Origin of the sequence: Breznakia blatticola (assembly GCF_004365815.1) — a bacterium.
Taxonomy (GTDB): Bacteria; Bacillota_I; Bacilli_A; order Erysipelotrichales; family Erysipelotrichaceae; genus Breznakia; species Breznakia blatticola.
This window is the reverse complement of record NZ_SODD01000003.1, coordinates 1-14,286: the sequence shown is the minus strand read 5'-3', so window position 1 is coordinate 14,286 and position 14,286 is coordinate 1. Positions and strand designations below refer to the sequence as shown.

Below are 14,286 nucleotides of genomic sequence, written 5' to 3'. Positions count from 1 at the left end.
AGTACACAGGAAATTTCCTATATTTTTTGTATATGTAGGTATGAAATGTCCAAGATGTAAAAATGAAAACAAACTCTATTTCTATGAAGATACAAAAGGAATCTATTGTCGCAAATGCATTCGTTTTGGCAAAGTATATGTGAATCAACATATAGTAAGTCCACAAGTGTATAAGCCTAAAATACAGACGAAGATTCATTTGGATTATGAACTTAGTGATGTACAAAAGGATGCAATTCAAAAAGTTGAACTCTTATACGAACATCATAATAAAGTTCTCGTCTATGCTGCATGTGGTGCAGGAAAAACAGAAATCACACTCCAGCAAATCCAACAACATTTAAAAGATGGAAAGAAGGTTGGTTATGCTATTGCACGTAGACAAGTTGTTATTGAACTAGCAGAGCGTTTAGCGCAAGCATTTCCTGGTGTAAATGTCATTAAGGTATGTGGTGGATATACAAATGTTATTGATGGTGACTTAATTGTTTGTACAACACATCAACTGTATCGGTATCATAAGTGTTTTGATTTACTTGTACTTGATGAAATGGATGCATTTCCATTTGCCAATAATGAAGTACTTCAGCAACTTGCTATCAATGCTTGTTGTGGAAAAATGTTACTATTAAGTGCAACTCCTGAAGCACAACACTTTCAAGAAGTTAAAGATGGTTACATGGGACAAGTATCGATTTTTGAAAGACCACATAAACATCCACTAATAAAGCCAAAGATTTTTCGTTTGCCAAGTATACTTCAATATGTGTTTTGTTTTCTTTGTGTAATGAGACATAAAGGGAAGTGGATTATCTTTTTACCAAAAATATCACAGGTAGAGTTACTTGAAAAAATATGTAGGCGATTTATTCGATGTAGATCGATTAGTTCAATGACTACAGATAAGGATGAATTGATGGCTCAATTTAATAATGGAGATTTTCAAATTGTCTTTGCAACAACCATATTGGAAAGAGGAATTACCATCAAAGGTGTGCATGTAGCTATTTTACATGGTGAACATGTTGTTTATACAAAAGCATCTTTGATTCAAATGATTGGACGCGTCGGTCGTAAATTTGATGCACCAACAGGGTATGCCTATATATTTTGTAAAAGAAAAACAAAGGAGATAGAAGCATGCAAAAAAGAAATCATCATGATGAACAAAAAAGCGAAACATGTTTAATCTGCTTCCAATCGGTTATGCAAGGACGAAGTATTTTTGACTACTTTTCAAATGATTGTATTTGTGGAACTTGTCGAAGATCATTTACAAATGTACATCGTGAATATGACGTGTTAGGAATGAAGGTATTCAGTTTTTATGCATACACTACATATTTTGAAGATTTGATGTTTACGTGTAAAGAAGGTGGAGATGAAGCACTTGCTTCTATTTTTATTGAACCATTTATTAAATACATTGAAAAAACTTATAAAGGGTATACGATTGTTTATGCACCAACAAGCAAAGAAAAACTAGAGGAACGTGGGTTTATTCCTCTAGAGAAAATGTTTGCAAAAGTAAAGTTGAAAAAAATGCATGGATTTGTAAAACAATATGATTATAAACAAAACAATCAAATTGCAAGTAAGCGAAAAGATGTCGCTAAAGTGATTGCTAGAAATGATGTAGATTTACCACATAAAATCTTACTCGTTGATGATGTTTGTACAAGCGGTCATACACTAAAAGCAATGGTGGATTTACTTGCTGCGCATGATGTGAAATTGCTTTCGATTGCTATGGTTCAATCATTTGACTGAATATTTGCAAGTTTTTGAATATGAAACAATAAAAATAGTTGTTCTGAATCAGAAAGATGAAAATCATAGTGTTCACTAATATGCGCTGCAATATGAGCACTACATGTAGCAGCTTTTGGAAACTGTTCTTTATAGCAAGTAGCAAGTTCACTCATATCACTATGTGCATCAATTCGATTGATAATTCGATACGCTAGATATTTTATGTGTTCAATAAAACTGTGAACACTTAATCGCTTTTCATCAATCGAAAATGATATGTGATCATTGATGATTTGATAAATATCTAAAATGATATGATGCATCGTCTTTAGTTGCTTTGTTGTTAGTGAAAAGTTTGCGGCAACAATTAGTTGCGCGATTTCACTTGCATGATAGGTATTGTATGTAGGAACTAAACTTCGTGATTGTAATTCAGAAGTAAGTGCTTTAGCAAGATTGTACTCTTGCATGAAAAAGTGTTGATTCAGCCAAAGCGTTTGTTTATCTACTTTCGCATCTATGATTTTAGCGTGATGCAAATAGCGACACAAATCAACGTATAGAGAATAATTCACCTTTTCATTAATATCGCGTTTTACAAGTGATACGTATTTTCTGACGAGTTCACCATAGTTGATGGGTTCAAGTTGTAAGTAGTTGTTATTTGTTTGAATTGATTTTGAATGTAACATGTAGATCTCCTTTCTAGTTGTATCTTTATCTATATGCACATCATAAACTGTATAGTTACTAGACAGTCAAGGGGTATTTGACTACAATGTAAATAGGTGGTGATTTTATGGAACAAACAATAGATCGTAAGATGTATTTATCAATCGGAGAGTTTGCCAAAGCCTCTGGAGTAAGTCGAAAGAATCTTATTTACTATGATCAAATTGGTGTATTTACACCGGATATCACTTTAGATAATGGATATCGTTATTATTACTATCGTCAACTATATACGATTCGTATGATTCGTATTTTAAAGGAGACAGGAATGTCACTTGAAGAAATAAAAGCATATAGTGATAAGCGTTCACCTGAAGCGATGATAGAATTGTTTGAAATGCAACACAAAAAAGTTGAAGCAAAAATTGCAAAGCTTCAACAGGTTCAACAGATGATGGAAATGCAAGTTGCATATGCCAAACAAGTAAGTGATATAAAATTTGGTGACATTCAAGTAGAACATCGAAGTGAAAGACAGCCTATTTTTGTGGCAAGCAAACAAGTGATTATCTCAAAGACACATACAGAATCAATGACGCGCATGAGCACAAAATTTTATCAACAAGCAAAGCAAGAAGGATATGATGTAGCTTTTCCATTAGGCTTTCATCAACGGATGAAAAGTATAGATAATGTAATTAGTTATAGTTTTGACACGGTTGATTCAGCTGAATTTTATTATCATGTTCCAAAGAGTGATACGTATATCGAAGCAGGAACCTACTTGGTTGGATATATGAATGGAGATTTTAAACAACTAGAGCAATTTAGTAAAAGTATGTATACGTATGCTATAAAGCATCAACTAAAAGTGGAAAACGATATTTACGCAGATTATTTACTTAATGAAATATCGGTTCAACATTCCATTGATATTGTGATACGCGTTTCCATTCGACTGAAAGATGTAGATTCAGATACAGAAATATAGGGAAAATGTATCTTATACTTCCACTGTGTATAAAAAAGGCGTATACTAGGCACAATAAAGTTTATTGACGTACAGGGAGAAACGCATGGATTTTTTTGTTTTATTAACGACGATGGTGAAGTTGTTTTCACTCATTCTCGTTGGCTATTTTTTACGAAGAGCAAATCGATTGGGTGATGAAATGATGAAGCAAACATCATTTTTGGTGGCTAATATTATGATGCCAGCATTGATTTTGTATTCCTCAAGCACACCAAGTAGTATCAGTGATGCGGAAATCATACAATGTTTATTACTTGGAATTGCACTTTATGTTGTATTTATTATGATGAGTAAATGGATTGCTCATAAAATTGCTCATACGCATGAAGATAAGGCATTGTATCAAATCTTACTTGCCTTTGCTAACTTTTCATTTATTGGCTATCCACTATTGGAAGTGATGTATGGAAATTATGCAGTATTCGTTTTTACGGTACTACATTTGCCATTTAACATTTTGATTTATACATATGGAGTGTATTTGCTTAATAAAGGGAAACGCAGTTTTAAGGTAAAAGAATATGTACGCATGTTTTTAACACCAGGTGTAATTACTTCAATTATTGCTTTAGTATGTTTTTTAGCGAAGTTTAAATTACCAAGTTTTGTGACAGAAACAAGTGGGTTACTTGGTCAAGCAACTGTACCATTAAGTATGATTGTCGTTGGTGGAAATCTATCGTTTGCAGGACTTGCCAAAAACAAGGAAACCATCGCACTGCTAAAAAATGTCTTTATTAAGATGTTTATCTTTCCGTTTATCGGTTTTGGATTGATCTATTTTCTAGATGTTTCGGTATTTTTTAAAGAACTGTTTGTATTCTCATTTATGTTGCCATCAGCTTCTATCCCGTTGATGTTGGCTTTGCAATATGATGTAGATACAAGCATTGCTTCAAAGACGATTTCACTAACAACGTTAGTATCTGTGGTGAGTATACCGTTATTTATTTTTCTATTATTTTAAAAAAATGAGCGTTGGCTCATTTTTCTTTTGGATTGGTAAATGTATGGTTGTATGCAAATTGAACACCATGTGCATCAAATTCTTTCTTTAAGGCAAAGCGCAAATCACTTAAAATGTGAAATCCGGAGATGGAATCTTCTGAAAAAACTTCAGCACGTAAGACCATACCTGTATCAGCAAAACGCGTACAACTGATATTAACTGGTGAAATATTTGCTTGAATTTCTGCATGTGAACGATTATCAATGAATTTTGGATGCTGTAAACAAACTTCTTTCATCAGTTGTACAGCTACATCGATATCAGAATCAAAGGTAACTACAACTTCAAAGTAATTTGATTTCACACTCGTCACAAAGTTTGCATTTTCGACAACTGCTTGATTGATCGCGTTATTAGGAATAATGATGCGATTGTTTTCATATGTGCGAATAATTGTATGACGCAATGTGATTTGTTCGACATATCCGATAAGTTGATCTTGATTGATTTTGATTAGATCACCAACAACAAATGGTTTTGAAATAATAACCATAATTCCAGAAAATAAATTACCTAGTGTATCTTGTGCTGCAATACCAACAATCAAAGCAATAATTGAAGAACTTGCTAGAATTCCTTTTGCGATTGGGGCAAACATAACAAATCGACTAAATACTATAAGTACCCAAATCATAATTAAGATACCACGCGTAATGTTTGCAATACTTTTTGCATTGACTAACTCGCGCTTTTGCATAAAGCGATTAATAAATGTGTAACAAAGGTAGAAAATAAGTGCTAACACAGTAATCACAATCAAACTTGTCAGCAATCCATCTTCAAATATCGTATTACCAAAGTCAAAAATGTTTGGTTCAGTCGTATCATTTGTAGCTAAAAACATGGTGTGCCTCCTTTAGTTTTTATATATTGTAACACGTAGATTTTGAATGTCTATTTTGAAGTTCAAAAGTTATTGACACGAAAAATATAAAATGTTATCCTTGTCTAAGTTAGAGACGTCTAACATTTTATATGTTGATAGGGATTAGAGTTTTACATGAAACGTTTTGCTAAAACTTCGGGAGGTGGATCTTATCAAAGAAAGAAAGTTTACGTTTATTTTATTAGGTTTAACACTCATTGTATCTTATGCGTCATTATTTGTTGGTGTCTTAGATATGGAGTTATCAGGGATATTGGGTAAAGACTTTTCGCAAATTGAGATATTACTTATTTCACGTCTGCCTAGACTACTTGCAATTCTTTGCACAGGAGTCGGTATGAGTGTGGCAGGACTTATTATGCAGCAACTTTGTATGAATAAGTTTGTATCACCAACTACAGGAGCAACTATTTCTTCTGCACAATTTGGAATTCTCATGGTATTAGTTTTTATTCCAGCTGCTACGATATGGCAAAGAGCGATCATTGCATCTTTGTTTGCACTACTAGGGACATGGATCTATATCTATTTTATTCAAAAGATTCAGTTTAAAGATGTCGTAATGGTACCACTTGTGGGGATTATGTTTGGGAATGTGATTGGTGGAATTACCAATTTCGTTGCCTATAAATTTGAGATGACACAAGCATTGTCTTCTTGGTTAACTGGGCATTTTTCAATGGTCTTACGAGGTCGCTATGAAATTGTATACTTAGTAGTTCCGCTTGTGATTTGTGCATTTATATTTGCCAATCATTTCAATATCGTTGGAATGGGAAAAGACTTTTCAAAAAATCTTGGTGTAAACTACAATGTTATTTTATTTATTGGTTTAAGTATTGCAGCCATGATTACTGCAAGTGTTGTGGTAGTTGTAGGAAGTATTTCTTATATTGGCTTAATTGTGCCAAACCTTGTCGCAATGTTTAAAGGTGATAAAATACGAGGCACTTTGGTGGATACTGCATTGCTTGGGGCACTATTCGTATTAGTTTGCGATATATTAGCACGTGTAGTGATTGCGCCATATGAATTACCGATTGAGTTAATTATCGGTATTTTAGGAAGTGTTGTATTTATTGCAATTTTAATACGACGCTTGAATCATGGTAGAAAAGCCATTGTTAGAAAAGAGAAGAAAACCATGATCGAAGGAGCTTCTTCATGAAATACATAAAACAATTCACGATAGATCAAACACCTTCTATTGCAAAGAATAAACATAAAGCTACTACTCTACAAAAAAGAGAACGTTCTCACAAATGGACACTTGTGTTGCTTGCGATGTGTACTGTACTTGCTTGTGTGCTCTATGTATTCGTTGGCGTTCGCTTTGATCATCCCCAATTATTTTGGTATGCACTTGAAATCCGTGTACCAAAACTTATAGCGATGCTTGTTGTTGCATTATGTATCGGTAAGGCATCAATGATTTTCCAATCGGTAATTCAAAATACAATCGTGACTCCTTGCTTACTTGGAATGAATTCACTATATACCTTATTGCATACAGCAATCGTCTTCTTTTTTGGATCTGCAAGTCGTATAGCAAGTAATGTGAATCTATCGTTTGCTATAGATTTACTTGTCATGGGTGTAAGTGCAACTTTTATTTATGGATACCTATTCAAAAAGACGAAATACAATATTTTATATGTATTGTTAATTGGAACGGTATTATCATCTTTATTTGGTAGTATGCAATCAACGATGATTCGTGTCATGGATCCAAATGAATATGACACGCTACTGGTTAGTTTAGTGGCAAGTTTCTCAAATGTGAATACAGAAATTATCCTGTTTTCTATTGTGGTGGTTATTGCAATTTCATATATCTTGAGAAAAGACTTTGCTTTATTAGATGTTATTACCTTAGGTAAAGAGCAAGCAATCAACCTTGGTGTAGACTATGATCGTACGATTCGAAGACTTTTGTTTGGTGTCGTATTACTTATTGCTGTTGCTACAGCGCTAGTAGGACCTATTTCATTTTTAGGTTTGATTGTGGCAAATATCGCAAGACAAATGTTTCAAACGTATCAACATCGTTACTTAATTATGGGATCGGTATTGGTTGGTATGATAGCTTTAATTGGTGGACAAGTATTTGTGGAACACATTATGGTATACGCAGTTCCATTAAGTGTATTTGTCACTGTAATTGGTGGTTTGTATTTCTTATACTTACTGCTGCGACAAAAAAGGAGTATCTAGATGAAAATCGAAAAACTAACAAAAACATATGATGGAAAAACGGTTGTAGATCAAGTAGATTTTGAAATTCCAAAAGGAAAAGTACTTTCTTTAATTGGTCCAAATGGTGCTGGAAAATCAACCGTAATGCATATGATATCCCGACTAATTGCCAAGGATACAGGATGTATCACTTTTAAAGGAAAGAAATTAGAAGCGTGGAAAAGTAAAGAATTAAGTAAGCGTCTTGCGATCTTAACACAAAGCAACCATGTACAAATGAAGCTAACAGTACGTGAACTTGTTGCTTTTGGTCGTTTTCCATACTCTGGAAGTCATTTGAATAAAGAAGATGAAGAGCTAATTCAAAACGCGATTGACTATATGGAATTAACCCAAATGCAAGATCAATTTATTGATGAACTATCTGGAGGGCAAAGACAACGTGCATATATCGCAATGGTCATTGCACAGGATACGGAATATGTTTTATTGGATGAACCAACCAATAACTTAGACATTTATCATGCATCCAATATGATGAAAACTCTTCGCAAACTATGCGATGAACTACATAAAACCGTAATCATGGTATTGCATGAAATTAATTATGCTGCATTTTATTCGGACTATATTTGTGCGTTTGTTGATGGGAAAATCACAAACTTTGGTCCAGTAGAAGAAGTAATCACAAAAGAAAATTTAAAAAATATCTATAAAGTAGATTTTGAAATTCAAGAAGTGAAGGGAAAACCACTTTCCATTTACTATTAGAGGAGATTGAAAATATGAAAAAAATAACAACTGTGTGTTTAGCATGTGTGATGATGTTTGCACTTGTGGCTTGTAACAAGGAAAGCAGCACAACAAAAGAAAATACAAAAAAAGAAACAGTAACAATTACAACATTGAATGCAAATAAAGAACAAATTGAGTTGGATGTTCCATACAATCCACAACGTGTGGCAGTCATGGACTTAGCAGCACTTGATATATTAGATAACATTGGTGTTGGGGATCGTGTGGTTGGTGTATCTAAAGGTTCATCAATTGCATATCTTCAATCGTATGTAAATAATGAAGAACTTCTTAATCTAGGAACGATTAAAGAAGTAAGTTTAGAGAAAGTGATGGAGGCAAATCCTGATGTGATCTTTATCGGTGGACGTTTAGCTAGTCAGTATGATGAATTATCAAAAATTGCACCTGTTGTGTTTTTAGCAACAGATACAGAAAAAGGTGTTGTTGAAAGTACAAAAGAAAATGCAACTACGATTGCTTCCATTTTTGGTAAGGAAGATACTGTGAAAAATCTATTTACAGACTATGATGCACGAATCGAGAAACTACAAGCGATTGCGAAAGATCAAACAGCTTTTGTTGGGATGCTTAATGCTGGTGGATTTAATGTGTTAGGTAATGATGGACGCTGTTCACTAATTGGGGTTGAAGTTGGATTTGAAAACGTTGGCTTAGGTGCACAAAGTGATGAAGGAAAATCAAATATTACATCAACTCACGGAAATGAAACTTCCTTTGAATATATTGTTCGTCTACAACCGGATTATATTTTTGTGATGAACCGTGATGAAGCAATTGGTACAGAAGGTGCGACTCCAGCAAAAGAAGTGATTGAAAATGAATTGGTACAAACGACAGATGCATACAAAAATAATCGAATTGTATATCTTGAACATTCCAATATATGGTATACAGCTGAAGGTGGAATTCGCGCATTAGATTATATGTTAAGTGATTTAGAAAGTGCACTGCTTCCATAAGAAATAAACATATCAAAAGCAAGGTATATTTTATGTACTTTGCTTTGTTTTATATAAGTGAAAAGTATTATTTTCATTAACGAAATATAAGCGGTTACACTTGTATGTTTTATGTTTGTTTTTTTTAAAGTAAGCGTGTACAATGAGTGTATGTGGTCACACTGCATAGAAAGGCTAGGGAGTACTGATCGTAATGCAAGGAAAAATCAAAATGTTCAACCCTGAAAAGGGATTCGGTTTCATTACAATTGAAGATGGAAAAGACGTTTTCTTCCATTATTCACAACTTGTTATGGATGGTTTCAAGACAATTGATCCAGATACAGAAGTCGAATTTGACATGATCGAAACAGATCGTGGATTACAAGCGCAAGACATTAAAGTTATAGCTTAATTAACACAAGGAGAGGGAAGTGAAATTCCTTCTCTTTGTTTTGTATATAGGCAGTAAATAAGGTATAATAATCAAGGTATGGAGGTATATACATGGGTATTTTAAATAAATTGTTTGGTGGGGAAAGTGGACGCCTCAAACAAATTGAATCAACAGCAAGAAAAGTTGATGCCTTAGCAGGTGAAATGGAAGCATTAAGTGATGATGCATTACGTGAAAAAACTGCAGAATTTAAAGCAAGAGTACAAGGTGGAGAAACACTTGATGATATATTAGTTGAAGCATTTGCGGTAAGTCGTGAAGCTGCAAAACGCGTAATTGGTGAGTTCCCATATTTAGTCCAAATCATGGGGGCAATTGTTATGCATAATGGTGATATTGCCGAAATGAAAACCGGAGAAGGGAAAACCCTTACTTCAACAATGGCAGTGTATTTAAATGCACTATCATCACAAGGTGTACATGTAGTTACAGTAAACGAATACTTAGCAAGTCGTGATGCTGAATGGATGGGACAAATCTATGAATTTCTAGGATTGAGTGTTGGTGTGAATATGCGTGCACTTACACCTAGTGAAAAACGTGCAGCATATGCATGTGACATTATGTATACAACAAACTCAGAACTAGGATTTGATTACCTAAGAGATAATATGGTGACAGATGTAAAGGACCGTGTTATGCGTGGACTTAATACAGCACTTGTCGATGAGGTCGATTCAATTTTAGTTGATGAGTCTAGAACTCCATTGATCATTTCAGGGGGAGCTAAGAAAACAGCGAACCTTTATCAAAATGCGGATTACTTCGCAAAAATGTTAAAACCAAGTGACTATGAAGTTGATGAAAAAACACGTCAAGTACGCTTAACAGAAAGTGGAGTTGCACGTGCAGAGAAAAACTTCAAAGTGAAAAACTTATATGATGTGGAACACTCACAACTTGTTCACCACATTACAATGGCACTACGTGCAAACTACATTATGATGCGTGATGTTGAATATGTAGTTGATGGTGATGAAATTGTTATCGTTGACCAATTTACAGGTCGTTTGATGAAAGGTCGTGCGTATTCTGATGGATTACACCAAGCCATTGAAGCTAAAGAAGGTGTAAAGATCAAAGAAGAAACAAGTACGTTAGCAACAATCACGTACCAAAACTTCTTCCGTTTATATGACAAACTATGTGGTATGACAGGGACAGCAAAAACCGAAGAAGAAGAATTCTTAGAAATCTACAACATGCGTGTTATTGAAATCCCAACAAACCGCCCAGTTGCAAGAATGGACTATCCAGATGCAATTTTCGAAACTGCAGAATACAAATTCTTAGCCTTAGTTGAAGAAGTAAAAACACTTCATGAAAAAGGACAACCAGTACTTGTTGGTACAATTTCAGTTGAAGTTTCTGAACACATTAGTCAAATGTTAAAACGCGAACGTATTAAACACGAAGTGTTAAATGCGAAAAACCACGAACGTGAAGCGGATATCATCGCAAAAGCAGGACAAGTAGGTTCTGTAACAATCGCAACCAACATGGCTGGTCGTGGTACCGATATTAAGCTTTCTGATGAAAGTAAAGTGTTAGGTGGACTTGCTGTATTGGGTAGTGAACGTCATGAATCACGTCGTATTGATAACCAACTTCGTGGACGTTCTGGACGTCAAGGGGACCCTGGGTTCTCTAGATTCTATGTATCACTTCAAGATACATTAATGGTACGTTTTGGACAAGAAGGATTATTAAACAAAGCATTCTCTTCACTTGAAGGAGCTGCGATTGAATCAAAAATGGTAAGTAAAGCAATTGGAAATGCGCAAAAACGTGTCGAAGGTCAAAACTACGACGTGCGTAAACAATTACTTGACTATGATGATGTACTTCGTCAACAACGTGAGATTATTTATGATCTTCGTAACCACATTTTAGAAAATGAAAATGTGCATGACATTGTAAAAGAAATGTTTGAACGTGTTACAAATAACATGGTAGATGCAAACATTGGTGCAAGTGGAGATGTGGATACAAAAAGTTTAGTAAACGCATTTGAAGTACTTGGATTTGAAGAAGGAACAATCAAAGAAGAAATGTTCTTTGGATTAGACCCTGATGAAGTAAAAGGAAAAGCTTTAGATTTCACTTGGGATTTCTATGATGCAAAACTTGATGGAATTCGTGAACAATATACACAATTCGAACGTAATGTAGTATTACGTACAATTGACCGTAACTGGATTGATCACATTGATACGATGAGTAAACTTCGTGATGGAATTCACTTACGTAGTTTTGCACAATCAAACCCATTACAACAATATGTACAAGAAGGATTTGAAATGTTCGATGATATGTCACAAAACATCGCACGTGAAATCGTATTCTTCGCAATTCGTATTAAAATCGAGCGTAAAGAAGCATAGGTGTCTATGGAATTATATGAGATTAAACAACACTTGGACAATGACAGTGATAAGTTAAAACAACTTATCGACTCTCTTTGACCTAGCTAGTAAGAAAAAACAAATTGAAGAACTTGAACAAGCACAAAATGAACCAAATTTCTGGGATGACCACAAAAAGGCGCAAGCCAATGTGGCATCCTTGAATGTGTTAAAAGCATATGTTGATGGAAGTCATCGACTAGAAGTTGCCTATACAAATCTATTTGATATCTATGAGATGTTAAAAGTAGAAGAGGATCATGAACTTCACGAAATGTTTGAAATGGAATATGAAAGCTTTGAAGAACAACTCGAAGCTTTTGAAATCCAAGTGCTATTATCAAGTGAATATGACCAAAGCAATTGCATTCTTGAATTGCATCCTGGTGCAGGTGGTACAGAATCTTGCGATTGGGCAGAAATACTCTATCGGATGTATACAAAGTATGCAACAAGCAAAGGTTTTAAGCTGGAAGTCTTGGATTATCTTCCTGGAGATGTGGCAGGCTTAAAAAGTGTCACGGTCCGTATTGAAGGTCCAATGGCTTACGGGTATTTAAAAAGTGAAAAAGGAGTACATCGACTGGTGCGTATTTCTCCTTTTGATTCAGGTGGACGTAGACATACTTCATTTGCAAGTGTCGATATCATTCCTGAGTTTAACGACAAAGTTGAAATTGTCTTAGAAGATAAAGATTTAGAAATTGAAACAATGCGTTCAAGTGGAGCAGGTGGACAACACGTCAATAAGACGGATTCTGCTGTGCGTATTACACATATTCCAACTGGAATTAGTGTAAAAAACCAAAATGGACGTAGTCAACATGACAACAAAGAACAAGCAATGCTCATTTTGAAAAGTAAGCTTTATCAAAAAGAAGTAGAAGCACAAATGCAAAAAATGGCTGAAATTAAAGGAGAAAGCAAATTGATCGAATGGGGAAGTCAAATTCGTTCATATGTTTTTCAACCGTATAAACTTGTGAAAGATAACCGCACAAACTATGAAACAACAGATGTGCAAGGAGTCATGGATGGAAAGCTTGATGACTTTGTCTTTGCGTATTTAAAATCATTAGTGAAATAGGAGAATTATGAGTAAAAAAGAGATAGTAAATGATGTAGGCATGATGCTACTAGGAAATATATTGTTAGCAATTGGAGTTGCTTTCTTTATTGTACCTAACGATATATTATCTGGTGGAGTTGCAGGGATTGCAGTTGCTGTAGCACCAATTGTACCAATCAATGTGAATGACATCATTACGATTCTCACAATATCCTTATTCTTGATTGGTGGAGCGTTTCTTGGACGCAACTTTATGATTAAGTCGGCGTTATCGAGTATTTTATATCCTGTACTCGTTCATGTCTTTGGATTGATTGCAGCAAAATATACCATTACGACTGATCCGATATTAGCTTCTATTTATGCAGGAGTATTTGTTGGTGGTGGTCTTGGATTTGTTTTTCGAACTGGAGCCTCAACGGGAGGGATGGATATTCCTCCACTGATTATTCATAAATATACCAACATCCCTGTATCAAGACTCGTTTTGATTACAGATGCATTAACGGTATTGTTAGGGATGTCAATACACGGTATTGAACCAGCACTGATTGGATTAATTTCCGTGTATGTAAGTAGTCTCATGGTTGAGAAAACGATGTTACTTGGTATGGCAGAAGCACAAAATGTAATGATTATTTCTGATCATACAGATACCATCATTGAACAAATTTATGAGCAATTGGATCGTGGTGCAACAATTGTGAATGCAAAAGGTGCATATACAAGAGAAGATCGCTATATGATTATGGTTGTTATTTTGAAAAAGCAATTGCCATTACTAACAAGAATTATTGAACATGTAGATCCATCTGCATTTATGATTGTGAATAACGTAAATGAAGTACATGGAGAAGGATTTACGTATAACGGATAAGTGTTACAAATTCGAAAATGTAACACAAATATGATAAAGTGATAAAATAAAGGAAACATTCATTCCTTCATATATAGGATAGATAGCTAACTATATTAAAATCAAGTAGTTTTATGAAAAAGTTTGAAAATAGATTATTTGATTTATATCAATAGTGAAATAAATGTAGATCT

Annotated in this window: 14 protein-coding genes; 12 read left to right on the top strand and 2 right to left on the bottom strand. The window is 34.5% G+C overall.

The annotated features are described in order from the left end of the window. The first annotated feature begins 40 nt into the window (after positions 1 to 40). Complete coding sequence (locus tag EDD63_RS01480; RefSeq protein ID WP_134167758.1) at positions 41 to 1,189, top strand: helicase-related protein; 1,149 nt, start codon at positions 41 to 43, stop codon at positions 1,187 to 1,189. Next, a complete protein-coding gene (locus EDD63_RS01475; RefSeq protein ID WP_134167756.1) occupies positions 1,141 to 1,770 on the top strand; it encodes a phosphoribosyltransferase family protein in 630 nt (209 codons plus the stop codon). The genes EDD63_RS01480 and EDD63_RS01475 overlap by 49 nt, the downstream gene beginning before the upstream one ends. Here EDD63_RS01475 and EDD63_RS01470 read toward each other — a convergent pair. Next, positions 1,755 to 2,444 (bottom strand): PRD domain-containing protein, encoded by a 690-nt coding sequence (locus tag EDD63_RS01470; protein ID WP_134167754.1) that lies wholly within the window; start codon positions 2,442 to 2,444, stop codon positions 1,755 to 1,757. The genes EDD63_RS01475 and EDD63_RS01470 overlap by 16 nt on opposite strands. 107 nt (positions 2,445 to 2,551) lie before the next feature. On the opposite strand from EDD63_RS01470, the gene EDD63_RS01465 reads away from it, so the two are divergent. Both EDD63_RS01465 and EDD63_RS01460 read left to right on the top strand, forming a co-directional pair. Continuing rightward, a complete protein-coding gene (locus tag EDD63_RS01465) occupies positions 2,552 to 3,415 on the top strand; it encodes a MerR family transcriptional regulator (protein WP_134167752.1) in 864 nt (287 codons plus the stop codon). Positions 3,416 to 3,500: 85 nt separating this feature from the next. Continuing rightward, entirely contained in the window at positions 3,501 to 4,424 is a 924-nt protein-coding gene (locus tag EDD63_RS01460; protein WP_134167750.1) for an AEC family transporter, read from the top strand. Positions 4,425 to 4,440: 16 nt separating this feature from the next. On the opposite strand, the gene EDD63_RS01455 is transcribed toward EDD63_RS01460, so the two are convergent. Further along, positions 4,441 to 5,310: a mechanosensitive ion channel family protein gene (locus tag EDD63_RS01455; protein WP_134167748.1), complete on the bottom strand. Its 870-nt coding sequence runs from the start codon at positions 5,308 to 5,310 to the stop codon at positions 4,441 to 4,443. Positions 5,311 to 5,476: 166 nt separating this feature from the next. On the opposite strand from EDD63_RS01455, the gene EDD63_RS01450 reads away from it, so the two are divergent. The 8 genes from EDD63_RS01450 to EDD63_RS01415 all read left to right on the top strand — a co-directional run bounded on the left by EDD63_RS01450 (position 5,477) and on the right by EDD63_RS01415 (position 14,113). After that, positions 5,477 to 6,520, top strand: coding sequence for an ABC transporter permease (locus EDD63_RS01450; protein WP_243833716.1), 1,044 nt, complete (start codon positions 5,477 to 5,479; stop codon positions 6,518 to 6,520). Continuing rightward, positions 6,517 to 7,566, top strand: a complete 1,050-nt coding sequence (locus tag EDD63_RS01445) for an iron chelate uptake ABC transporter family permease subunit (RefSeq protein WP_134167746.1) — start codon at positions 6,517 to 6,519, stop codon at positions 7,564 to 7,566. The genes EDD63_RS01450 and EDD63_RS01445 overlap by 4 nt, the downstream gene beginning before the upstream one ends. Beyond that, a complete protein-coding gene (locus tag EDD63_RS01440; RefSeq protein ID WP_134167744.1) occupies positions 7,567 to 8,319 on the top strand; it encodes an iron ABC transporter ATP-binding protein in 753 nt (250 codons plus the stop codon). A 14-nt stretch (positions 8,320 to 8,333) separates the two neighbouring features. Further along, complete coding sequence (locus EDD63_RS01435; RefSeq protein ID WP_134167742.1) at positions 8,334 to 9,326, top strand: siderophore ABC transporter substrate-binding protein; 993 nt, start codon at positions 8,334 to 8,336, stop codon at positions 9,324 to 9,326. A gap of 193 nt (positions 9,327 to 9,519) precedes the next feature. Beyond that, positions 9,520 to 9,720: a cold-shock protein gene (locus EDD63_RS01430; RefSeq protein ID WP_067421503.1), complete on the top strand. Its 201-nt coding sequence runs from the start codon at positions 9,520 to 9,522 to the stop codon at positions 9,718 to 9,720. Between the two features lie 92 nt (positions 9,721 to 9,812). Continuing rightward, positions 9,813 to 12,146, top strand: coding sequence for a preprotein translocase subunit SecA (secA, locus tag EDD63_RS01425; RefSeq protein ID WP_134167740.1), 2,334 nt, complete (start codon positions 9,813 to 9,815; stop codon positions 12,144 to 12,146). A gap of 6 nt (positions 12,147 to 12,152) precedes the next feature. Then, positions 12,153 to 13,254 (top strand): peptide chain release factor 2 gene (prfB, locus tag EDD63_RS01420; protein ID WP_208318280.1). Its coding sequence is split into 2 segments (ribosomal slippage): positions 12,153 to 12,215 and positions 12,217 to 13,254, totalling 1,101 coding nucleotides; the frame shifts between segments, so codons are not numbered across the junction. A 7-nt stretch (positions 13,255 to 13,261) separates the two neighbouring features. Further along, complete coding sequence (locus EDD63_RS01415; RefSeq protein ID WP_134167736.1) at positions 13,262 to 14,113, top strand: YitT family protein; 852 nt, start codon at positions 13,262 to 13,264, stop codon at positions 14,111 to 14,113. Positions 14,114 to 14,286: the final 173 nt, after the last annotated feature.

Excerpts from the sequence above, each read along its gene's own strand:
- EDD63_RS01480 (WP_134167758.1), top strand. The coding sequence starts at position 41 with ATGAAATGTCCAAGATGTAAAAATGAAAACAAACTCTATTTCTATGAA.
- EDD63_RS01475 (WP_134167756.1), top strand. The coding sequence starts at position 1,141 with ATGCAAAAAAGAAATCATCATGATGAACAAAAAAGCGAAACATGTTTA.
- EDD63_RS01470 (WP_134167754.1), bottom strand. The coding sequence starts at position 2,444 with ATGTTACATTCAAAATCAATTCAAACAAATAACAACTACTTACAACTT.
- EDD63_RS01465 (WP_134167752.1), top strand. The coding sequence starts at position 2,552 with ATGGAACAAACAATAGATCGTAAGATGTATTTATCAATCGGAGAGTTT.
- EDD63_RS01460 (WP_134167750.1), top strand. The coding sequence starts at position 3,501 with ATGGATTTTTTTGTTTTATTAACGACGATGGTGAAGTTGTTTTCACTC.
- EDD63_RS01455 (WP_134167748.1), bottom strand. The coding sequence starts at position 5,310 with ATGTTTTTAGCTACAAATGATACGACTGAACCAAACATTTTTGACTTT.
- EDD63_RS01445 (WP_134167746.1), top strand. The coding sequence starts at position 6,517 with ATGAAATACATAAAACAATTCACGATAGATCAAACACCTTCTATTGCA.
- EDD63_RS01440 (WP_134167744.1), top strand. The coding sequence starts at position 7,567 with ATGAAAATCGAAAAACTAACAAAAACATATGATGGAAAAACGGTTGTA.
- EDD63_RS01435 (WP_134167742.1), top strand. The coding sequence starts at position 8,334 with ATGAAAAAAATAACAACTGTGTGTTTAGCATGTGTGATGATGTTTGCA.
- EDD63_RS01430 (WP_067421503.1), top strand. The coding sequence starts at position 9,520 with ATGCAAGGAAAAATCAAAATGTTCAACCCTGAAAAGGGATTCGGTTTC.
- secA (WP_134167740.1), top strand. The coding sequence starts at position 9,813 with ATGGGTATTTTAAATAAATTGTTTGGTGGGGAAAGTGGACGCCTCAAA.
- EDD63_RS01415 (WP_134167736.1), top strand. The coding sequence starts at position 13,262 with ATGAGTAAAAAAGAGATAGTAAATGATGTAGGCATGATGCTACTAGGA.